We start from the raw sequence: 21827 nt of genomic DNA on the forward strand, positions 1-21827 counted from the left end.
GCCCTACTACTTGGAAAAACGCTGTCCCGCTTCGTTGAAGCAAAAGCGAGGAGGCGTCCATCGTTGAAGTTTCAAAAACGGTGATATTTTGGGAGTGCCGCAAGTGGGATGACTTCTTGAGAGTGGGGCGGGGGGCGATCGAAGAGCGTTCAAACTAAGGAACTCTAACAAAACCTATTTGAGTAGTTGAGCGGCTGGTTTATTCTTTCGGCGTTCATGGAGGAACGCGAGATGGCCAAGCCGCTGCTTACGGATGAATTGTGGCTGCATATCGAACCTTTGTTGCCTGCGCCGAAGCCGCGTCCCCAGGGGGGCCGTCCGCCGGTTCCGGATCGCGCCGCGTTGACGGGCATCCTATTCGTGTTGCGAACAGGGTGTCCGTGGGAATACCTCCCGCAGGAGATGGGCTGCGGTTCAGGGATGACCTGTTGGCGTCGGCTGCGCGATTGGCATGCGGCTGGAATCTGGCGACAGGTGTGGCTTGTCCTGCTCGACGAACTGGGCTTGGCCGACGAGATCGATTGGGACAAAGCGGTGCTCGACAGTTGCTCGGTGCGGGCGCTTTTTGGGGGGCGCTCACGGGACCCAATCCCACGGATCGCGGCAAAAATGGCTCGAAGCGGCATGTTGCCTGCGATGGCCAAGGGACGCCGCTTGCGATCATCCAAACGGGGGCCCACGTCCATGACAGCCAACAAGCGATTCCGTTGATTGACGCGATTCCCGCGATCAAGCGTCCTGGCGGCGGACGACGCAAGCGGCCGAAACAAGCGTACGCCGATCGTGCCTACGACGCCGAGGGGAAAATCCGCCGGCCGCTGCGCAAGCGCGGGATTCAACCGTTCATCGCCAAGCGAAATACGGAACATGGCAGCGGCTTGGAAAGCATCGGTGCGTGGTGGAAGGACTGTTTGCCTGGCTGTTCAAGTTTCGCCGACTGCGCGTCCGGTACGAAAAACGCGACGACATTCACGACGCGTTCCTCGCGATTGGATGCATGCTTATCTGCTGGAACCGAGTTGAGAGGTTTTGTTAGAGTTCCTAAATGCGCCCTTCAAATCAGGAGACTGAAGAAGGCCAGCAATGCGGCCCCGATGGTGATCACGACACGCGATATTGCATGTCGGGGGCTGAAACTGCAAGCAAACATCGTGGACACGATAATCGAAGCGGCGACGATGAACTCGATGAAGAGGACACGAGCCGTCGCGTGTTGTTGTGTTCGCACGACAAAGAAGGCGGCCAACACGGCCGTTCCCCCGAATACACCTCTCCAGAAGTTCTGATCGCACAGCTGCACAAACACGATGCTCGCCAGGTACATCGTGTAGGGAAAGAAGAACTGACGGTTGCCGGTCAGACGCGCGAGAACAACCACACTCACGCTTGAAGCAATCAGGGCGATGCTGCTGGTTCGGCAGTCCGTAAAGGCGATGGGGACAATCGCGATCGCGCCTAGCACAGCCCATGGTGGGCCGCCGATAAGCTGCATGGCGGCGAGCAACAACAGCGATGTTAGTGTGAATTCAGATTGTGGCATCGTCAGCCTTGTTTAATTCGGTTGGTCGCCATTACGAATTGTCAGATTGCTGATGCCCGCGAAACCGACGTCGAGTTCATTAAACGCGGCGTGGCCACCATTTATTTCCAATGTGCCGCTGCCACCAGCCATGTTGCCGAGGGTCACGTTTTTAGCGACGCATCGAAGCCGCGAACTTAGGGACACACCGATCTTATGCAGCGACCCTCTCCGCAGTTTTCGGCAAGGCTTTGATGCCGCGAACGATCGCCATGTCGACGCACAGCCGATCCAAATGAGTTGTGACGTCGATGAGCGTCGTTGAAAAGGATCTTCCATGCGCGGTTTTGTTGAGGACCGCCTTGACGTATTCGCCCAAGAGCACGATTCGCGCGACTGTTGTAATGCAGTGATTCGCTCTGCGGATCGCGGTAGGCGGTTAGCCATTGACTCAGGGCATGGAAAACTTCTTCATTTGTCGACTCACTTAGAACGCAAGAATGGCCGCGGTGTGGTAGTGGTAGTTTCTATTTCGAAGGTAGTTTGGGGACCTGCCCGACTTCTGACCCATCGGACATATCGAACCCGTTGTGCTGCTCAACACTTGGCGTCAGTGAAGCCGCAAACGTTACGAGGTGCCGTAGAGTGTCACAGTACGCGGAATAGGTCATTTGCTGCCTGATCTCTGCGGTCAGTGCACGTCCGCCCACGACGACTGCTGCACCGCTCTCTTTCGCTGCACAATACAGACCGGCATACTCGTCCAAAAACGCTGGAACGGATTCAATGCAGGAGACGCTAACCCAGAGCAAACGGGGGCGATTGTCGCGGACTGCTTCCGCGAGCGTGGTGGCAGGCAGCTGCGTACCGAGGGAGGTGGCCTGCCAGCCTAGCTCGCGCAGCACAATCTCTATCATCGCAGTCGGCAGTCGATACGGGTCGCATTCCAGCGTACCGCCGACTGCCGAGGGGGCTTCTGCATTGGGAGTCCGCATTGCCATGCGGAGCTCGTGCAGCATCTTCAAGCCAGTTTCGCAAGCACGTCGCTCGCGATAAATATTCAGTTCGCCGCACTGCCAGCGTTCACCAATGTCGTGCAAGGCAGGGGCAAGGACTCGATCGCAAATGTCGCAGGCGGATTGCCCGGCGAGGTACAGGTCGAACACGATCCGCCGGCACTGCTCTTCGTCCCCGGCAATCAGCGCCTCACGAATCTGATCGCGGGCCCTTTCAATCACTGTGGTTCCCTGTCCTGTGTTCGAGGGAAGCCCCAGAAGCTCGGGGCGAAGAAGGTGCTGCCCCGACTGTCTGAGGAACTGAAACACATCGTCGATTGCCAAGCGTCGATGTCCGCCCGCCGTGCGAACAGCGGTCAAAAGGCCCCGATCGCACCAGCGTTTGAGGGATGACTCGCTGACGCCGATGGCTTGAGCAACTTGCTTAGGAGAAACGAGCATATCTACGGACGGCCCCAGTTCACCAAGAATCGCCTAAAGAACGCTTTGAACGAATTATATGCCTGGAGAAAGTCGCTGTCCATTTGGCTGTTTCCCGAATTTATCTGCAAATTCTAAGTCCTTTACCCGCATTGAGTTCAGTCGTTCCGCTTCACTAATTTGAATGATTTGAACGAATACCTATTGATTGACGGGGCGGCCTGGGTATAAATGAGCGAGAACGTTTTGAACGAATTACTCGAGGTGGCCGGTTGCTGATCGATGGCCGAATCGGCTCTCCGTCCACAAAGGCGCTAACGCCACCCTGGGTGGCGGCGGCAGTTCCGATGAAGTTCGGCTCGTCGTTCGATTGCCCAGGCATGTTGATAACAGTCACTCAAGTTGAAAAGGAGCGTGTTATGTCTTGTGCTTGGAAAAGCTCAGTTGTGTTCGCCGTCGTCGCCATGTTGTTGGCCAGCTCGTCTGCTGCCGTGGCCGGCGAGAAGTGTGCCAAAAGTTCTGTCACCGCAGTCAGTCATCAAAAGGAAGACAAGATGGATATCGTTGACACCGCTGTAGAAGCGGGCTCGTTTAAGACGCTGGTCGCCGCCGTGAAGGCCGCCGGACTAGTGGAAACGCTTAAGGGGAAGGGGCCGTTTACCGTTTTCGCACCCACCGATGAGGCCTTCGAGAAGTTACCCTCCGGCACTGTCGAGACGTTGCTCAAGCCGGAGAACAAGGACAAGTTAGTCGCGATCCTGACGTACCATGTGGTAGCCGGCAATGTGAAGGCTGCCGACGTCGTGAAGATCAAATCCGCGAAGACCGTCCAAGGCCAAACCGTCGCGATTGATGCCGCTGACGGCGTGAAGATCAACGACGCCAACGTCGTGAAGGCCGACATCGACTGTGGCAACGGCGTGATTCACGTGATTGACGCCGTTCTGATTCCCAAGGAATAGTCCGTGTGATCCGAGTCACGGCTGTCGGACGTCTGCCAGCCGTGACTCTTTCTTCAATTCACTCAGTTCTCACATCGAAAATAGGCGTTAGCAGGCTGAGAGTTCGGCAAGTCCGAGGACAAGCTAAGTTCAAGCTTTCGTTAACAGTAGCCGCCGACAGGGACGCAGTTCGTTACTCGAACTGAGGCCTGGATGGTGCAACTGTTTGGATGACGCTTATTGCCCGCTGCACGTGATTCGATTCGCCTTCCTTATCGCTCATGGCTAGCTGACGAGCGACGTTAACATAGGAAATAAAGCATGAGGAGCGTCAAGACTGCGAAACTGCTGATTCTAGTCGCCGCTGGCTTGTCCTTCTTGTTCTCGATCTACCTCTGGTTCTCCGTTGACAAGGACCAAGGCGCGTTCGTGGGACTCTGGGTGCCGTCCATATTGTCTTTCGGCGCCTTACTCACCAACGGCGGAGGACGGCATGAGTGATTGGATAATCTTTCTGGTCGGTTGTTTTGCGACCCTGCTGTGCGGAGTCGCGACTGCGATTCTGCTCTATGCGGTGGACAGCGATACTAAAGATTAAATCGCAAGGCCTCTGACAGACATAAGTTTGACTTGAAGACAATTGCGGTGAACCAGGGAAGTGGCAGGGGACTGAAATGATGTTGTTAGAAGCAGTTTCAAAACCCTAAGTGATAGCTAAACAGTGAGGCTCTTTACTTCGTACCAGTGACCGACCAAGGAGGTTACTGATGTCGATTCGATCCCGCAACGAACGGGCGGCGGCCCGCGCGGGGTCCAGGAAGGAGCCCCAACCGCAGCTCACTGACGAGCAATGGAAGTGGATTGCCGATTTATTCCCCGAGCCAGCTCCGTCGCCCCAGGGCGGTCGACCCCGCCGCGCTGCGCGCGAGTGCGTGGAGGGCATCTTGTGGGTGCTCCGCAGCGGCGCTCGGTGGCAGGACTTGCCAGCGCACTTTCCTTCTCCTCCGACCTGTTGGCGACGCTTCCAGGATTGGACCGAGTCTGGCGTCTGGACGAAGGCCTGGGCGAGGCTGCTGCGAATGCTCGATCGCCAGGGACGCATCCAGTGGGACGAAGGGATTGCCGACGGAACATTCTCCTCGGCGAAAAAAGGGGGCTGTGCGTCGGCAAGACGAAGTGCGGCAAGGGAACCAAGACGATGGTCCTCACCGACGGTCGCGGCTTGCCCCTCGCGGCCGAAATCGCCAGCGCCAGTCCCCATGAACAGGCGCTGATCGAACCCCTCTTGGAGCAGCGCCTCCTTCCCAAGAAGCCTCGCCGGCTCCTCTACGACTTGGCCGCCGACAACGACGAGCTCCGAACCCGGCTGGCGCGCCGTCGCATCGAACTGGTCTGCCCGCACCGGAAGAATCGCAAGAAGCCGTCCACTCAAGACGGCCGCAAGCTCCGGCGATATCGCCGACGCTGGAAGATCGAACGATCGATCAGCTGGCTCCAGAACTTCCGACGGATTGTCACCCGCTACGAGTATCACGCCAATCTCTTTCACGGATTCGTACAACTTGCCTGCCTCATGGTCGTCATGAGGAGGTTTTGAAACTGCTTCTACTGTCACGAAAGGTCGGACAACAGATTAGGATCTCGGAAGATATCGTCGTCGTTGTTCGGGCAATCGAAGGCCGTCGAGTCAAGATTGGCATTGAAGCCCCCAAGGAAACTCAGGTGCTACGGGCAGAAATCGCGTTGCTTCCGACAGCGTCAAGGAGCGAAGCAGACTGATTGACGAGCTTCCTACGAAGCACTTCGCGAATCGGCTGAATCAACATTAGAGGAGACTTTTAGGTAAACACTGAAATAAGTCTTTCCATGAACCCCACCAAAAATGATCTACCGGCCGAAAAGCGCGACGCTGCTATCAAGCTTCTCAACGCCTTGCTGGCTGACCTGATTGACCTACAACTTCAAGCGAAGCAGGCCCACTGGAACGTCAAGGGGCCGAACTTCATCGCCTTGCATGAGCTGTTTGATAGCGTCGCTGAAGAAGCTGAAGGGCTTGTGGATACAGTCGCTGAGAGAATAGCGGCCCTGGGGGGGCGAGCCGAGGGAACGATCGATGTCGTGGGCAAGCGATCTATGCTGGCTCCCTACCCCCTGGACATTACCAGTGGACAAGCTCACGTTGATGCTTTGTCCACTTCGATGGCGATGGTTGGTAAAGCAACACGCAGCGGCGTTAGTCAGGCTGCGGAAATCGGGGATGCCGGTACCGCGGACCTGTTCACCGAAGTGTCGAGAGGCATCGACAAGAAACTCTGGTTCGTGGAATCGCATCTGCAAGGCGATCGGTAACGCTGACGGCACGGACAGCCGAGCGTCGCCATCTGGTCCGGCAAGCTGAGAAACTCGCGATTGATCGAAATGAACGTTGGTCGCATTGACCATTACCTTGCACTCACTCTTTCTAGGAGCTTTCAATGTCCGCAGACCACACGACCAACTGGCCAGACCTCGCGATGGGGCTGTACGAACGACTGACCGGCAAGAACGCGGAAATTTCGTACGAATTTGTCGATATGCACATCAAGATCCCCAGCGGGACTGGTCCGCAGGCTGAGCACGCCGAATGGGTCTTGAGCGGGACGATGAAGATCCGCACCTCGGATCAGGGCCAAGCCCCAAACTGAGTTTGGTCGGCCGTCTACATGGTGACGTAGATGGTCGGCCGGTTAGTCTTGTCGCCGCGAACCGTGAATTGACGGTTGCCGCTGACAAGCTCAGGACATTGCTTACGTTGAGGCGCACATGGAGGGCAAGCCTGCTACCTCTCCAGGGCGTATTTGAGCGGGTCGGCATTCGTGTGCTGGTTCGATCGCGGTGGTTTGGTGTGAAGGAAGTGTTCCCTAAGCCCCACTATCTGATTGGTTTTTTACTCCCGCGCGGATGAACCATGCCAAGTTTTGGAGGAGCGCGAGAGCCGAGCAGTTCGCCGATCTTCGTGACAGGAGCCAGTGGTTATGTCGGCGGACGACTTGTCCCCGCACTACTGGCCAGCGGTTACTCGGTTCGTTGCCTGGCCCGTGAGCCCCGCAAACTCAGCGAGCGGCCATGGCGGTCGGACCCGAATGTCAGCGTCGTTGCAGGCGACATGTCGGAGCAGGACGAGCTTGTTGGGCAACTCCGGGGATGCAGTGTCGCGTTCTACCTCGTCCACTCGATGGAAGCCACTGGCGGAGTCTACGCGGAGCGTGACCGCCAGCTGGCAACGAGTTTTGCGGAAGCGGCTGCAAAAGCGGGCGTTGGAAGGATAATTTACCTGGGCGGGCTTGGCGAAATGGGCGCCGGTCTCAGCCAGCACCTTCGTTCACGCCGAGAGGTAGAGGAACAACTGGCTTCGACCGGCGTGCCGGTGACCTCGTTTCGAGCCGCGATGATTATTGGCGCCGGGTCGGCTTCGTTCGAGATCCTGCGTTACCTTGTCGAGCGACTACCGGTGATGGTCACGCCGGCCTGGGTCAAGACGGAATCCCAGCCCGTCGCAATCGCCGACGTTTTGTACTGGCTGGTGCGCTGCCTGAGCACGCCCGAGACGATTGGCCAAACGCTGGAAATCGGCGGGCCTGACGTGCTGCCTTACCGCGATTTGATGCGGATCATGGCCGAAGAACTGCATCTGCCTAAACGGTTGATCATCCCTTTGCCCGTACTCACGCCACGGCTCAGCTCTTTGTGGATCAGTTTGGTCACGCCGGTGTCGTACCGCATCGCCCGTCCGCTCGGTGAGGGGCTGAAAAACCGCGTCGTCGTTACCAACGACGCAGCGCAGCGACTGATGCCGCACCAGCCTCTGACTGTGCGGGCAGCGATTCGCCAATCGCTCCAGCAGGTCGAAGCGAACGAGGTGGAAACACGTTGGTCGGCCGCCGGTCCGATTCCTGGCGACCCTCAGTGGGCCGGTGGAACTGTATTCACGGACCAACGGACCGTGCTGATCCAAGCCGATCCGGGTTCGGTTTTCGGTGCCATCTGTCGAATCGGCGGTGGCCATGGCTGGTATGCGGGGGACATCCTCTGGCGCATCCGGGGCTGGATGGACAAATTGGTCGGAGGCCCAGGGCTTCGCCGGGGGAGGCGGAACGCAGATCAGGTGGAGTTCGGAGAAGCGCTCGACTTCTGGCGCGTGGTCGGCATCGAACGTAACCGTTCACTGTCACTTCTGGCCGAAATGAAGTTGCCAGGAACTGCGATGCTGAATTTTGAACTCGAGCCGGAAGAGGTCCCTGGGCGAATAACGCTCACGATGACGGCGAGGTTTCGACCGAAGGGACTACTTGGCATTTTGTACTGGTACGCGGTCCTTCCGTTGCACAACTTTGTGTTCGGGGGAATGCTGAGAGGTATTCGTAGGGTTGCTGAGTCGAGTAGTCGCGTACAAGGTACCATAATATCCGATTACTTTCCACGCGCTGCCGGTGCGCCAGGATACGGCCGCGCGCGGCTGTGGTTGGGCATGGCCGCGGTCGGCACGCTCGTGACGCTGACGACTTTAGGTTTGTTTCTCGATCTGCCGGCCCGTATTCAACAAAACATCGATTCGACGATCTGGGGACAAGCCCGCGGTCTTTTGGGGTTTGTACTGATCTATGCGGCGATTCATTTGCCCTTTGACCTGTTTGGCGGCTATTTACTGCCCAAGCGTTTCGGCCGGTCTCACGAGCAATTCCCACGCTACCTTCTTAGCCTCGCGCGCGGCGTGACCGCGCACGCAGCAATGCTGTTCCTCACCGCTATGGCAATCCTGTTGGCCGGACGGTGGGGAGGGATTGTCGGAACCGTGGTGGCCGGCTCCTTAATAAGTCTCTTTCTTCTCCGTGGGCGCTTGGCGTTGGCGAAGCTCATGGCCCCGCTCCAGTTGACGCCGATCGAGCACACATTCGTCCAGACTCGCGAGGCCCTGCCAATCATCGTGGCCCAAAGTTCCGACGAAGGATTCACCGGGGCCGTCGTGGGGGTGTGGCGACCACGCCTGCAGATAGTGCCAAAAAGGTGGCGAGAGGTACTTGGAGCCATTGGGTTCGAGGCCGCGTTGAATCGGCGTGCACTGGCGGTGAAGACAGGCAGCTGGCGACGTGGACGGGCCGTAGCCGTTTTGTTCACGCTGACGGGCCTCGCGATTACTGCGTGGCTCGTCGGATCGTCGCGATTGGGCACGGCCGGTGGCACGATCGAGTTCAGTCTGTGGTTCAGCTTGTGGTCGTTCATCGGGCTTCTGACGCTGCCGACGTTGAGCCGCCGTGGCGTCATTGAAATTGATGAGCGTGCCGAAATTGAGGGAAAATCGCCCGAGACGCTGCGTACCACGACACGTCTTCTCGACGACCTGCAGGACGGAGAACCGATAAGGCCTGCGCTCATCGAGACCATCTTTCACCCCATCCCCAGCGTGCAGAACCGCCTGGATGGACCGCGATTGAAGGGCCGCATCGGCTTTTGGGACGCGGCGCGTAGTTCCATTTATCTGAGTCTCGCTGGCCTGGGCCTCCTGGGCCGTGCCGTTCACTGCAACTGTGGAAGGCCTTCACTATGGGTATTTCTACCCACCGACTAAAGCAACACAGGGTGCGCGGTAACGTGGAAGAAGTTACCGTTTAGCGACTTTCACACGGCGCGCGAACAAAACGACGTTGTTTTCGGTGTTGTCGCGATCAACGCAGGCGTTTACTGGAAGTGCCAAATCGCCGTCTCGGCCGATGAGATGCAAACGCTCTAGCGTCAACTTCGCACACTTAATCAGGAAGTCGTCAGGCGCGGCTACTGCGGCAGGCCGCCGACGTTCGACGATGACCCGGCGTCGGCAAGGAAATCAAGTTCTACCAATAACCGATGCGTGTTCTCCGCAGAACTGAAGCAATTGCCCGGCTTTCGAGTTTGACTGAACGACGAATATCATCGGGTCGCGTTCTACGACTCAGACACGGCGTCTCACTGATATCACCGTTCCCCTGGGGCCGACCAGTGGGAGACTCGGGCGAGTCGCATACGTATCGGTCAGCCCTTCGCCCGCGGTGCAGGCGGCGGCGTGAAGTTCTTGTTCGAATTGTATCACTGCGAAGCGGAAGTCGCTTCGCTCGGCGGTGCCGAACGCAACTGGAGCAACAACGCCTAGCAAGATTCCACCGCTTCCGCAATTAATCCACGTCGCAGCCACGACAGGGCCTCATCGAATAACTCAACTGGTGCGTTGGCATAATGAATGTCGGCCAATGCAGTCGGTGCATGCCCCAAAAACAGCCCTCGCAAACTTCGATACTCCTTACTTCCAGCAATCTCCGACGCGGCGGTTTTCTTGAGGCATTTGAATGGCTTGCCAATCCCCAGCTTGCGCCGCAATCGTTCAAACGCGCTGCGAATGTTGTCGACTTTTCGATAGGCGCCTGCATCGTCCATGCTTTCGCTCCACAGCGGACCGCCGTTTACGTTCAAGAGCACTCGCCCTGCCCCGTCCGAACTTCGCTCGCTCGTTAGTAACCTGAAGGTCTCCGGCCAGAGCTTGTAGCTAACGATCGGGGTCGCATCGAATCTTCGTGTCTTTGATCGCTTACGAATAATCCGCCCCGCCTGCCAGTCGACCTCGTCCCAGTTCAAATCCGAAATGTCTTTTTGGGTCATCGCGGTGTTGAGCGTCAACAGAATGTAGAGCCGAGTCCGCGGCGATGCCTCAGATAAAAGCCGACCAATCTCCGCCTTCGTGAAGGTCTCAATGGCCCCGCGAGATTTACCAATTTCCAGTTCATGACAACCGGCATCCAGCAGTCTGGGGAGCGATTTGATTGCTTCGGTGCGCCAAAGCCACCGGACAAACGACTTGACGCTTCCCAGGCGCTCGCTGGCAGTGCTTAGCATCCACTTGCCACGCGTTACTTGCTCCAGCAGATAGGCGCGATAAGCCAAGAGCTTTTGTCCGCTGATCTCGGTCACAGCAGCGCCGCCGCCGAGCCAATCAGCGAATGAATTCAAGTGGATGCCCAACGTTTGCTGACGGCCGAGTGAAAGCAGGTTGGCATCGACCTTGGAACCCTGGAGTGCAAGGAAACGTTGGAGTTGGACTTTGATCGTCAGCTCCTGATCTACCGCCTGACGGCGCATCGTCTTGAGACGATCTTCCCAAACCACGCTCTCGATCGTGAGCGGATCGGGTTGGAACATTGCGTGAGGAGCGGGAACGATCGCACGAGAGAGCGGTGAAGGAACTTTTTCATATTCGGTCACAGGGTCCTGCGAGACCTGCCGACTGGGCAGCGTCGCCGCAACCAGTGACTCTGCCAGAGCTCCGATCTCTCGATAGGCGGCTTCAAGCTTCGGCCGACGTACTTCAGGCAAAAAATAGTTCGCGAACAAATCCTCTCGGCTTGGCGGCTTTCGCACACCGCGCTGTTGGTCGCTTCTCAATCGACCGAGCTTCTCCAGCGCCACGTTCCCCATCGGGTCATCGTCATTGCGTCGCGAGCAAGTGAGAACTTCCTCCCACTGAGCAATGGCGGCGGCGTAGGCGCCGTGGTGAGGCGATGGCGCTGCGAGATCAATCTTCGCTTTCACGGTCTGCCACTGGGTCAGCGCAGCCTGATAGGCCGCGTCGTCCGATTTCCCGCGACCGCCGATGAACGACTCGGTCCTTGAAGGTGCTTAACACGATGCCGGCATCCTCCGACCTGATTGGCAACGAACGATTGGATGGGTGCAGCCAATTGACCCGGTGCCAGAAGATATTGCGGCAATGTGCGCCGAGATTCGATCCGCTTGGCACGCGGAAGACTTCGCCATCCGCAAAGCGTTCAATCCAGACGAGCCGCGGGGCTGGACGCCGCCGACTTGGAGCGGACGATACGCCGCGTAGTCGATTGGCCCGCCGGGCTGTGCGGGCCTACTGCTGCGGCCTTAACGCTTCAATCAAAAGGCCAAGAATCGCCAAGTGAATTCCCACGGGGCAACTTTCGTCATTGCCCCAAACGCCGACGTGGCCGTTGACGTATTCCAACCGGAAGCGATAGCCGCGAAACCCAAATACGATCGCGAAGTCTGATACTTCGCGAAGCCAATGCACAATTTGCAACGCGTCGATTTTATCCCGCACGTCCTTTAGCGAACCAGCATACGGAAGCTCTGCAACGATTTGCCATGAGCGAAACGAATACGAAATCGCAACCATGTAGCGCCCTCAGTGATGTTTTGCCGGCGTGTCTTGTAATGTCAATCGGTTCCCTTCACTTTCAGATTTATGAAATCCTTACGCTTTGCCAACACGGCACCCAGCCACGATGCGAGACGTGAGACGCGAATATCGCGAGAGCAAACACCCCCATGAGGAACCTAACCCAATGCCCGAATTTCGCGACCGGCGCCGAGCTTGCCGACAAAAAAGAGCCACGCCGGCCCCCGCGGAAGCGCCAAGGGTCGGCGTGGCGTTTTTCGCGGTTTCCCTCCGCGTGGCGCCGCAAGGGGGAATAGAAGAGCGGCGCCAACTTGGGTAAACCCCACGCGGTCGCGTTGGTTTCGCATCGCCGGCAGAAAGACAACTTGGCGGCATAGCAATAGACCGCCGCGCCAGTTCCCTAGCACGCGTCCAAGCTAACTGGCGCGGCGGCGACAGGAAACGATCCGCCGATTCGGCCGACTACTGGACACCTACTCCCGTCGGCCGAACCGGCTTCACGTCGTGGAGCGAGAATCTTAAGAACCGAGCTTTATCCGACCATTGCGGATTGCCGCGAATAACCATTAGGAGCATCCCCTTTATGGTAAGCATCGGAGACGAAAACGGCCGCAAGCGCATTTTTTCGTGGCGCTGGAGGGCAAGCGAAAGACGATTCGACTCGGCAAGGTCGCCAAGCGACAAGCCGAAGCGATCAAAGTTCACGTCGAACAATTGGCCCATGCGATCGGCACGAACACCGTGCCGCCACTGGCAACAAGCCAATGGCTCGCGTCTTTCGATTCCAAGCTCTACGGCAAGTTGGTCGCCGTGGGCTTGGCGGATGAGCAGTCGAGAAATGAGCCCGGGCGAATGATGACTGTGTTAGAATTGCGAGTGGACCAGGCACTGTTTGATGTAGTCGCTGAACTCCGCACCTTGGGTGGCAAAAATGATGCTCCGCTTGCCGTCATTCGGCTGCCGCTTTCTAAGCGCCATGACGTCGATCAGTACAGTGCTGCTGGTATGGTTGGTTCTTGCACCACTTTCCAGTCGTGCTGACGGTCTACGGGCGGCAATCTGTTCGCCTGATGGTCGCAACGCCATCGATTTGCGAGTGGCCAGCGAAGATGCCGATCAGGTTCGGTATACGATCAAGCGAGACGGCCGCAAGCTCTTTGGCCCCTCGCCGCTGGGCCCCGTGCTCAATGTCGGCAGGCCGTTGGGCGAGGACGCCCGAATCATCGACGTGCAACTGGGCAGCATTGACGAAAGCTTTACGCTGCCCTGGGGCAAAACGACCACGGCAGCCAACCGCTGCTCGTCCGCCGTCGTCAACCTGGCCAGCGGAGACGCGAGAGTCCAATGGCAGGTCGAGCTTCGCGCCTACGACGACGGCGTCGCCTTTCGCTACCGACTGTTGCCGCAGGATCGCCTGGGGGAGTGCGAAATCCAAGATGAAGCGACGCAATTCGACGTCCTGGGCGAGCCGCAGGCGCTCTTCAATACGCTGGACAGCTTTACGACGTCCCACGAGTCGCTCTATGAGCATAAGCCGCTTGCCGAGATTCCCGCAAACAAACTGCTGGAGATGCCGCTGCTACTGACGTGGCCCGGCGGGACGGCGGCGGCGATCACCGAAGCTCGCGTCCGCCATTTCGCCGGCATGTATTTGCAGCGTCCCGTCGAGAAGCCCGCAACGTTTAGCTGTCGGTTGTCGCCCCTTCCGTCGCGTCCCGACACGAGCGTGGTGGGCCAAACGCCGTGTGAGAGTCCCTGGCGCGTCGTGCTGCTGGCCGACCGCGCGGGCAAGCTCCTCGAAAGCAATTTACTACTGTGCCTAAACGACCCGCCGCCACCCGCTCTCGGCGATTTCTCGTGGCTCCGGCCCGGCAAGACGAGCTTTCATTGGTGGTACGGCGCGTTCGAGGATGACTACCAGCCCGCTGCTGCGCGCCATGCCTTCTTGGAACGGCACAAGCGGTACATCGACTTCTGCGCTGCGAACAACATTGCCTACCATGCCGTCTCTGGCGACGGCCGCGCCTGGTACTCTCAATCCTCGGCAAGCTACGCGGCGCCGTCGCCGGACGCCGATGTCCGCAGGGCCCGCCCTGAACTGGAGCTTCCCAAGATCATCGACTACGCCCGCGAACGCGGCGTCGGCATCCGACTATGGGTCCATTGGAAGCCGCTCAGTGAGCATTTGGAGGAAGCGTTCGCGTTGTACCAAACATGGGGCGTCCAGGGACTGATGGTCGATTTCCTCGACCGGGACGACCAGGAGATGAACGAGTTCACGGAAAGGATGTTGGCGAGCGCCGCCCGACATCACCTGCACATCCAAATCCATGGCTCGCCGAAGTACAGCGGTGAACAGCGCACGTTCCCCAACCTGTTCAACCGCGAAGGGGTGATGAATCTTGAGTATGCCAAGTGGAGCGACGGGGTGACGCCAGCCCACAGCGTCAACGTGGCTTACACGCGCGCCCTGGCCGGCCCGGTGGACTACCACCTCGGCGGCTTTCGCTCCGTTTCTCGAGCCGAGTTTACCCCCCGCGACCGCGCCCCGGTAGTGATGGGCACCCGTTGTCACAATCTGGCGCTCTACGTCGTGTACGAGAACCCAATGCCGATGGTCGCCGACGACCCGAGCGCTTACGAGGGACAACCAGGTTTCGATTTCCTCACCGAGGTTCCGACCACCTGGGATGAAACACGGTTCCTAATTGGCGAGCCGGGCGAGTACGTTGTCCTGGCACGCCGCCAGGGCAATGCGTGGTACTTGGGCGGTATCACCAATTGGACGCCGCGCGAGATAGACGTACCCCTGGATTTTCTCTCAGCAGGCGAGTTTGAGGCCACGCTCTACGCCGACGGCTCACTCGATGAATCGCTGCCAAATTCCTTGAGCAAGCAACAGCGAGTCGTTACCGCGGCAACGCCGTTGCATATCGCGCTGGCCCCCGGCGGCGGCTTTGTCGCTGTCATACGCGCCCAATGAGCCGCTTCGGCTTCGGAGCTTGGCAGGTTGGCCGCAGGAGCCCGGCGATCGCATGCTTTAAGGTAAATGAGACCCGCTTGTGAAGTACGAGGTGAAGATTGGACAAGCCCTTGCCCATTAGCCCCTCAACAGTGCCCGATTCTGGAGCGAAAATCAGTCTATGGGCGTAAAAGGGCGAAGGTTGCAATAGCCCAAGCGTGCCGGCCCTCCGAGCGAATGGCACGCGACTATCTATGAACGAAAAAAACGTGTCACGGCCAGGGCCGTGACACGCTTCATTCCACGGTAGTCGAAATCGGCAATGCCGGCTCGGCGAGCACCCGTGGTGCCCTAATTTTATCACCGTGACACTACGGCGTCACTATGACAAAATGCCGACTGGCGTAGGATTGGAAGAATGACTGCGCGACTAATGCCGCCTTCCATTTTGGCGGCATGGCACATCTCTTGGCGTGGTGGACCCGTAGTCTCTTGGCTGAAGACGGGCCGCCAAATCGCCGTTGCGCACTTTCGAGACGAATGCGCTGCGCATTCGGCGACTCTGCGAGCTGGCATCAACTCTCTTGCTGCTACTGGGCACCGCACTCTTCGCGGTTCGTGTTGCTTGGCCAGCTGAACTCAATCACTTACGCAGCGCAGAACTCGCCCAAGTGTCACCGTGCATTTCATAACGGGTCTTCCTCGTTCTTGGTGAACAATTTGGCGGCTGTCACCGCAAGATAGCGAGGAAGTTGATCCACGGATGCCACGCACGTTTGCAACGCTTGGCGCTTTTAAATTCACGCCGAACCGGTCAGCCACCGTGCGATGAGACTCCCCTGCCTGGAAACATTCCGCAGCGTGACAACGGCGAGCTTCTAGCTCCGTCGCACCTGCCCCGAGGTCCCATGAGAATTCTTGCGATGCTAGCTGTACCAGGGTTTCGTTTGATGCGCAAAGATCAATATGACTCGCCTTCGCCGTCGTAGCGTTGCTAGCCATGTCGCTGACGCTGAAGTCTATCCAGCGTGAACGCCCCGAGCCGCTTACGCGCGTCTTCACGGATGCCGGCCATAGTCGCGCCGATAGTCCACTGCGCGCTCGAAGACAGACCGTTTAGCGTTTCGACATTGAACTGCGGCAGTTCGTCGACCGCTTCGACAAGTTCCAATAGTGACAGCCGATTTAGCGGCTTGGCCAATCGAAAGCCGCCTTCGGCGCCGCGAACGCTATCCACGACGCCAGCGATAACGAGCTTGCGGAGAATCTGCAAGAGGTACCTTTCGGGCAAATCGGCTTGCTCGCACAATTGCCGACAAGACAGGGGCTTAACGTTCTTGTCGTCGGGCAATTCGAGAACCGCCACGACGGCATAGAGCGTCGATCGGTTTAGACGCATAACGATTGACCCGGCGCCGAAAATGATTGTGGAAAGCTCAACGTTAGTCGAACGGATGCGATATTTAACCGGCCGACCTATCGGCCCCGTCATCCAATTGGGCGGCGGGCGCGTTGGGTAGTGACGCGGTCGCCCTTGGCGGCCAGCCAATTTATGCCATTGACCAATAGCCCGCGCGGTTGCGACTAGCGACTCGCTACGCGGTGGACCCATTGGGGTTATCACGTTGCGGATAGCTACCGCCCCCTACCATATATTGCAAGAGAGCAAGCCACTATGCTGAATTCCTAAAGGAGTGTCCGGTTTTCAAGCCCGCCACGAAGATTACAAGTGCAACCGCACCCAGAAAAAATAGCGTATCGCCCGGCACGCGCATCCAGCGAAGATTCTGCATTAGAGCAGTTTGCATGAACTCCGCGCTACGCGCGTACCAGTATCCATGTTCCACCGAGGCCCATGTTTGCATCAGGCCGACAGGGAGCAGGCTGAGAAGACACATGGCCATCAAGCCGCCGTTGAGTGCCCAAAATGAGAACCGCAGCAGGCCGTCTTTCCATTCGACGCCAGGCACCAACACGCGCAGGCAGAGAAGCATCAGACCAATTCCCAACATACCATAGACGCCAAACAGTGCCGCGTGACCATGGAGCGGGGTCGTGTTGAGTCCCTGCATGTAGTAGAGAGCAATGGGCGGGTTAATCATGAATCCAAATAATCCCGCCCCGATCATGTTCCAGAAGGCCACCGCGATAAAAAAGTAAATGGGCCATTTGTAGCGGAGTACCCACGGAGACGTTCTCGATCGCCGTAAGTCCTCCGTCGCGTCGAAGCCAACAAGCACTAGGGGAACGACTTCCAAGGCACTAAAGACGGAGCCCCACGCCAGGGCGACTGGGGGAGTTCCCGAAAAATACAGGTGATGACAAGTGCCGATGATGCCGCCTGCGAGAAAAATTGTTGCAGAAAGCAAGGCCGCCGCCGCGGCGATGCCGGGCCTTATCAGATTCAGTCGCATAAAGACAAAAGCAATCACTGTCGTGGCGAAAACTTCGAAGAAGCCTTCGACCCACAGATGGACGACCCACCAACGCCAGTATTCGACGATAGACAGGTTCGTGTGCCGGCCCCACGTGAGCCCGGCTCCATAGAAGAGAGCAATGGCCGTGGAGGCCACGGCGAGTAGTGCGACGAGTTGCTTTTGCTCGCCTTGTTGGCGTAATGCCGGCAGGAGCACGCGAACCATTAGAAACAACCAAAGCAGCAAACCGATCAGCAAGCCTATTTGCCAGATGCGCCCCAGATCGACATATTCGTAGCCCTGGTGACCCCAATAGAACGAAACGGCGTCCGACAGATAGTTGTGGACGCTGAGCCACTCGCCCGCTAGCGATCCCACGACAATCACGAGCAATGCCGCGAACAGAACATTGACGCCCAGGCGTTGTCCCTTCGGCTCCTGCTCGCTCACCAAAGGACCAATGAAAAGGCCGGCCGCGAGCCAAGCAGTAGCGATCCAGAACAAGCCGATTTGCACGTGCCAAGTCCGCGCTACGCTGTAGGGGAGCCACTGGGAAAGGGGAAAGCCATAGAAGCCGTCCCCTTCGACGCCGTAATGCGCCACGATGACGCCGAGTAACATCTGCAGCAGAATCAAGGCCGAGACGACCCCGAAGTATTTGACGGTGGCCTGTTGTGACGGCGTCGCCTTCCAAAGCTCCAGCGGATCGCTAGTCGGGGGCGAGGATTCCTCGCTTTCAGCACGGCGCGCAGCATACCACCAAGCCATGGCCGAGATGCCCGCCAACAGCATGATGATGCTCACGCCGGTCCAGACAACCGCGTCGCCTGTGGCCCGATTGGCGACTAAGGGCTCGTACGGCCAATTGTTTGTGTAACTCACCTCGGAGTCAGGTCGGTTCGTCGAGGCGGCCCATGACGACCAAAAGAAGAATGCCGACAGTGCGTTTAAGCGAGATTCGTCGGTCACGGCGCCCGCCGGTATGGCGTAGTCCTTATGGCCGTTCGAAAAGATGTCCGAGAAATGGGCCCGATTGGCCGCAAACGCCTCAGCGCGCAGCGGATCGATCGTGATCGTACCGCTGGCCTGATCGTACGTGTTGGCGCGCAGCAGGGTCGTTAGCCGACCACTCAACTGCGCTTGTTGCTCGACGCTGAGTGAGTCGTAGTCGGAGTGGAACTCGTCGTTCGACCACCGGCGGAGAATAAAGACAGCTTCGCGATGCAGCCAGTCGGCTGTCCAGTCAGGCGCGACGTAACTGCCGTGGCCCCAGATCGAGCCCACTTGCATCCCGCCTAGCGATTGCCAGACGTTTTGTCCTGCTTGGATCTCTCCGGAGTCCACGACCGTGACGCCGGCGGTAGTCACTACCTTATCGGCGATCGGCGGGGCCTCTTGATAGATGCGAGTCCCGATCCAGCCGAGCACGCTAAAAGAGAGGATGACAACTGCACTGAATAAGAGCCAAAGCCGCTTCATGAACTTCTTCGCCTTTACGGGGTAGTTTTCGTGCGAGGACAGCTTTGGCTGCGAACACTGGCGTAGAAAAAGCGGCGCGTGCTTGCTTCGGCGTGCTCGGCCACCGCAGGGGTCGTGCCTTTCCCCATTTCGATAGTTTTAAGGGCCAGCTTGGAATCCGCTTGGCGACTGGAGCCAAAGGAAATGACGAATCGATGCAAAATGGGACATTGGTCCCCGCCATGCAGCCCAAATATAAGGATTGATTAGTGCATGTCAAGGTGTAGAATTAAGTCGCCAATCAAGGATGCAGCATCTTGCCAAAAACTGCTGAATGTGTGCGCGCTGTAGTGGGGCTTGCAACCAACGTCGACTAACGTGAAGCGGCCGACACATTTGCTGCGCGCGGCAAAGTTAAGCGGCGATACGTGCACAAGGTGCTGCAAGAATTGGTACAGGCAGGATCGGTGACCTGACAATCCGGTCCTAGCGGAGGCTATGCCTTGGTTGTCCCGTCTGAGAAGATTACAACATTGGACGTCGTCAACGCGGTTCCCCCCTTTAAAATTAACTCGCTCATTTCCCTTGAGGCTGCCATCTCTTTCGCGGTTGCGAACGCTTCAGCAAGAACTTGATCGCGTCTATGCCGAGACGGAGAAATGACCTGAAACGATAACCGCCGCAGTGAAGTTCCCTTGCCATTTTGCTAGGATAGGCCAGGTGATCGAGGTTCAGCTTGGCCGCTCTGGCGGCCGTCTTCTCGCACTCACGCTGCATCGTCGACAGTTTGAGCTGCTTAAGATGATGCTTCACCAGCGACAGCGAATTGGCTGACGCTTGAGTCACGCGGCGGGCGTCGAACGACTGTTGCGGCAGGTCAAGCATCGCTTGTCGATCTGCGGCGAGCAGTTCGCGCTTCGAACCCTCCTTGCCGCGGAGCGTCCGGTCGAGGTCTCGATCGCAAACTTGGAAGAGTTCGGCGTTGGCACCGGCAACAACGGCGTAATGATAGCAGTGACTCTGCCGTCACCTCAAGGAAATCTCACGGCGAGCCAATCGTTTCGACGAAGCTGCCTTCGGTTGGTTGGCGACCAGTGCGAAGCGGAGTTTTTGCGGCTACACGGAGCTGGAATGGCTCGATCAATGTGGCGACGAATTCGACTGCGAGCGCTGCCGTGGGCCGTGCTAGCTTCTCAGGTCGCTGCGCCATTTTCCGCTTTTGGCGAGGAGTCGATTCTCTCGACATATCAGCCCGCCGCTATCGATGTCGCGGTTGACCAGCGCGCGCCCTTTGCCAAGTCCGCCGCTCGAAGCGGCACATACGACGTCGCCATGCTGCAGCCGGGGGACGCCGAGGAGGCTGAAGGGGATGATGACGCCGAAACGGACGAGGAGGCGATCAGCGCGGAAGGCTACGGTCCCGCCCCCGCCTCCGGCGCCTACCCGCAGCCAACGCCGAAGAACCCCTGCGCCGAGTCGCACAAGAACGTCTTCTACCTCAATAACTTCAGCTATCTCAAAGACCCTGCTTACCACGGCTACTGCTTCGGCGACCGGTTGAAGCTGATGCCGCTTGGAATTGCTCGCGATTGGGGCACGCTCGACGTAGGCGGTCAGTATCGCGCCCAGTACAAGCACGAAATAGGCATGGGCAACGCCGTAAGCGGCCCCGGGTCGCTGCGGTTTGAAGATACCGAATTCGATCTGTTCCTTAACCGGATGCGAGTCTACGGCAACTGGCGGATAGACGACGGGTCGCGGATTTACGTCGAAGGCATTTACGCCGACACGACGACCGACGGCGGTGAGTACCGACCGAGGTTCACTGACGACAACTTTGGCGACTTGCTCAATTGCTTTGCCGAACATTCGGTAGCTGACGGGATGTGGACGGCGCGGGTCGGTCGGCAGGAACTGCTGTTCGGAGCCCAGCGATTGATTTCGCCCCTCGATTGGGCAAATACTCGGCGGACGTTCGAAGGGGCCATGTTGCTCTACGAGGATGGACCTTGGTCGATTGATACGTTCTATACGGCTTACGTTCCCCCGCGCGCGAATGACTTTGATAAGGCCGACTGGCAGCAGCAGTTCTACGGCTCCTATGCCGTTTACACTGCTTCGCCGAACAACACGCTGGATCTCTATTACATTGGCTATGACAACCGTCGCCCTGGCGAGATTGTCAGCGATTTCTCGCTGCATACATTTGGTTCGCGGCTCTTCCGCACGTTTGAAAACAACTGGATGTTCGAAACCGAGGGAGGCGTGCAGCTCGGCCGCCAAAGCGGACTTGATAAGGATCAGCGGGCCGGGTTCGCTACGGTTGGCGTCGGTCGCAAGGCGCCCGAGCACCAGTGGCGACCCGAGCTTTGGACTTATTTCGACTATGCCTCGGGCAACGATGGCGGCGACGACTTCACCCGCTTCAATCAACTTTTCCCGCTCGGTCATAAGTATTTCGGGTTCATCGACGCCGTTGCACGCTCTAACATTCAGTCGCCTAACGTCCTGCTGACGGCGAAGCCGCCGGAAACCGACTGGGAGCTGCTTTGCTGGTACTGGTACTTCCGGGCGGATCAACGGGGGGACATCGTGCCCGCGCTCGGCGCGACGGAACTGCAGAGCCTTGACAGTCGCTTCCTGGGTCAGGAAGTCGACCTGATCGCTAAGTACGTGATCAGCCCGCGGTCGAACATCCTATTCGGCTACTCTCACTTCTGGCGCGGCGACAAGATTTTGGCGCCAAAAGACGCGGACTTTGCCTATAGCCAGTGGGAGGTGAACTTCTGACAAAGCCGAGGCGGATTGCAATGGTGCTTGTTGAGAGCAAAGGCGCGTGGCCGCCGACCTCAGCGCAGCGCCTAGCCTGATGGGAAGCGATGGAAGCA

The 21827-nt window shown here is 58.1% G+C and carries 19 protein-coding genes and 2 pseudogenes; 14 read left to right on the forward strand and 7 right to left on the reverse strand.

Annotation, left to right across the window (positions count from 1 at the left end):
- Positions 1-231: 231 nt before the first annotated feature.
- The gene (locus tag I41_RS28460; RefSeq protein WP_391524829.1) at positions 232-711 is read left to right on the forward strand and encodes a transposase; all 480 of its coding nucleotides are present in this window, start codon (positions 232-234) and stop codon (positions 709-711) included.
- Positions 645-1036, forward strand: a pseudogene (locus I41_RS28465) (transposase); the annotation flags it as partial. The gene I41_RS28460 and the pseudogene I41_RS28465, both read left to right, overlap by 67 nt.
- Positions 1037-1054: 18 nt before the next feature.
- On the opposite strand, the gene I41_RS04445 reads toward I41_RS28465, so the two are convergent.
- Positions 1055-1540, reverse strand: a complete 486-nt coding sequence (locus I41_RS04445) for a hypothetical protein (protein WP_145431290.1) — start codon at positions 1538-1540, stop codon at positions 1055-1057.
- A gap of 506 nt (positions 1541-2046) precedes the next feature.
- Positions 2047-2976, reverse strand: coding sequence for a MerR family transcriptional regulator (locus tag I41_RS04450; protein ID WP_145431292.1), 930 nt, complete (start codon positions 2974-2976; stop codon positions 2047-2049).
- Positions 2977-3419: 443 nt separating this feature from the next.
- On the opposite strand from I41_RS04450, the gene I41_RS04455 reads away from it, so the two are divergent.
- The 8 genes and pseudogenes from I41_RS04455 (at position 3420) to I41_RS04490 (ending at position 9501) form a co-directional block, all read left to right on the forward strand.
- Complete coding sequence (locus I41_RS04455) at positions 3420-3917, forward strand: fasciclin domain-containing protein (RefSeq protein ID WP_145436250.1); 498 nt, start codon at positions 3420-3422, stop codon at positions 3915-3917.
- Between the two features lie 300 nt (positions 3918-4217).
- Positions 4218-4397, forward strand: a complete 180-nt coding sequence (locus I41_RS04460; RefSeq protein ID WP_145431295.1) for a hypothetical protein — start codon at positions 4218-4220, stop codon at positions 4395-4397.
- 266 nt (positions 4398-4663) lie between these two features.
- Positions 4664-4945: pseudogene (locus I41_RS28470) on the forward strand (transposase); the annotation flags it as partial.
- A gap of 56 nt (positions 4946-5001) precedes the next feature.
- Entirely contained in the window at positions 5002-5493 is a 492-nt protein-coding gene (locus tag I41_RS04470; RefSeq protein WP_246133802.1) for an IS5 family transposase, read from the forward strand.
- Entirely contained in the window at positions 5490-5675 is a 186-nt protein-coding gene (locus I41_RS28475; protein WP_210421111.1) for a carbon storage regulator, read from the forward strand. Before I41_RS04470 ends, I41_RS28475 begins: the two co-directional genes overlap by 4 nt.
- Before the next feature lie 87 nt (positions 5676-5762).
- Positions 5763-6245, forward strand: a complete 483-nt coding sequence (gene dps, locus I41_RS04480; protein WP_145431301.1) for a DNA starvation/stationary phase protection protein Dps — start codon at positions 5763-5765, stop codon at positions 6243-6245.
- Positions 6246-6370: 125 nt separating this feature from the next.
- Positions 6371-6580 (forward strand): hypothetical protein, encoded by a 210-nt coding sequence (locus tag I41_RS04485; protein WP_145431303.1) that lies wholly within the window; start codon positions 6371-6373, stop codon positions 6578-6580.
- Between the two features lie 263 nt (positions 6581-6843).
- Positions 6844-9501 (forward strand): SDR family oxidoreductase, encoded by a 2658-nt coding sequence (locus tag I41_RS04490; RefSeq protein ID WP_145431305.1) that lies wholly within the window; start codon positions 6844-6846, stop codon positions 9499-9501.
- A 554-nt stretch (positions 9502-10055) separates the two neighbouring features.
- Here the strand turns inward: I41_RS04490 and I41_RS04495 are convergent.
- Positions 10056-11366 carry a tyrosine-type recombinase/integrase gene (locus I41_RS04495; RefSeq protein ID WP_145431307.1) on the reverse strand — a complete coding sequence of 437 codons (1311 nt, stop codon included), beginning with the start codon at positions 11364-11366 and terminating at the stop codon, positions 10056-10058.
- A gap of 262 nt (positions 11367-11628) precedes the next feature.
- Between I41_RS04495 and I41_RS27030 the strand changes: the two genes are divergently transcribed.
- A complete protein-coding gene (locus tag I41_RS27030; protein WP_168206685.1) occupies positions 11629-11787 on the forward strand; it encodes a hypothetical protein in 159 nt (52 codons plus the stop codon).
- 27 nt (positions 11788-11814) lie between these two features.
- On the opposite strand, the gene I41_RS04500 is transcribed toward I41_RS27030, so the two are convergent.
- Entirely contained in the window at positions 11815-12099 is a 285-nt protein-coding gene (locus I41_RS04500; protein WP_145431309.1) for a hypothetical protein, read from the reverse strand.
- Positions 12100-12729: 630 nt separating this feature from the next.
- On the opposite strand from I41_RS04500, the gene I41_RS04505 reads away from it, so the two are divergent.
- Both I41_RS04505 and I41_RS04510 read left to right on the forward strand, forming a co-directional pair.
- On the forward strand, positions 12730-13143 hold the full coding sequence (locus I41_RS04505; RefSeq protein ID WP_145431311.1) for a hypothetical protein: 414 nt from the start codon (positions 12730-12732) through the stop codon (positions 13141-13143).
- Positions 13079-15085, forward strand: coding sequence for a glycoside hydrolase family 97 protein (locus I41_RS04510; RefSeq protein ID WP_261342476.1), 2007 nt, complete (start codon positions 13079-13081; stop codon positions 15083-15085). Before I41_RS04505 ends, I41_RS04510 begins: the two co-directional genes overlap by 65 nt.
- Before the next feature lie 973 nt (positions 15086-16058).
- Here the strand turns inward: I41_RS04510 and I41_RS04515 are convergent.
- The 3 genes from I41_RS04515 to I41_RS27035 form a co-directional block, all read right to left on the reverse strand.
- Positions 16059-16463 carry an RrF2 family transcriptional regulator gene (locus I41_RS04515; protein ID WP_168206687.1) on the reverse strand — a complete coding sequence of 135 codons (405 nt, stop codon included), beginning with the start codon at positions 16461-16463 and terminating at the stop codon, positions 16059-16061.
- Positions 16464-16737: 274 nt separating this feature from the next.
- Positions 16738-18960, reverse strand: coding sequence for a nitric-oxide reductase large subunit (locus I41_RS04520; RefSeq protein WP_145431317.1), 2223 nt, complete (start codon positions 18958-18960; stop codon positions 16738-16740).
- A 555-nt stretch (positions 18961-19515) separates the two neighbouring features.
- Positions 19516-19824 (reverse strand): hypothetical protein, encoded by a 309-nt coding sequence (locus I41_RS27035; protein ID WP_168206688.1) that lies wholly within the window; start codon positions 19822-19824, stop codon positions 19516-19518.
- Between the two features lie 246 nt (positions 19825-20070).
- On the opposite strand from I41_RS27035, the gene I41_RS04525 reads away from it, so the two are divergent.
- The gene (locus tag I41_RS04525) at positions 20071-21729 is read left to right on the forward strand and encodes an alginate export family protein (protein WP_168206689.1); all 1659 of its coding nucleotides are present in this window, start codon (positions 20071-20073) and stop codon (positions 21727-21729) included.
- Positions 21730-21827 lie beyond the last annotated feature (98 nt).

This window comes from Lacipirellula limnantheis (assembly GCF_007746075.1).
Lineage (GTDB): Bacteria > Planctomycetota > Planctomycetia > Pirellulales > Lacipirellulaceae > Lacipirellula > Lacipirellula limnantheis.